At 58.1% G+C, this 375-nt stretch carries 3 tRNA genes; all 3 read right to left on the bottom strand.

The annotated features are described in order from the left end of the window. Nucleotides 1-84: 84 nt before the first annotated feature. Nucleotides 85-157: transfer RNA gene (locus IEU99_RS01100), tRNA-Gly, on the bottom strand. Nucleotides 158-190: 33 nt separating this feature from the next. Then, a tRNA-Val gene (locus IEU99_RS01095) sits at nucleotides 191-265 on the bottom strand. Between the two features lie 8 nt (nucleotides 266-273). Next, nucleotides 274-344 (bottom strand) — tRNA-Cys (locus IEU99_RS01090). Nucleotides 345-375: the final 31 nt, after the last annotated feature.

Genomic DNA, 375 nt, shown 5'->3' with positions numbered 1-375 from the left:
GGATCGAACCAGTGACCTCTTCCGTGTCAGGGAAGCGCTCTCCCGCTGAGCTAAACGCGCGGGTTTTTCCAAAGAATGGAAATGAGCGGATGACGAGACTCGAACTCGCGACCCTCACCTTGGCAAGGTGATGCGCTACCAACTGCGCTACATCCGCATGTTTTTCAACCTTCGGCAGTGGTGTACTGCCTGGTGCGCGATACTGGGATCGAACCAGTGACCTCTTCCGTGTCAGGGAAGCGCTCTCCCGCTGAGCTAAACGCGCCGGTTTTGAGGTGGAAACGGGAATCGAACCCGTGTGCACGGTTTTGCAGACCGTTGCCTCACCACTCGGCCATTCCACCAACGGCGTTGCCGCCTGGCACCCTTTGTACC

The sequence above is a fragment of the Corynebacterium pelargi genome (assembly GCF_014635485.1).
Lineage (GTDB): Bacteria > Actinomycetota > Actinomycetes > Mycobacteriales > Mycobacteriaceae > Corynebacterium > Corynebacterium pelargi.
The sequence above is the reverse complement of the archived record's forward strand: the minus strand, read 5'-3'. Positions and strand labels throughout refer to the sequence as shown.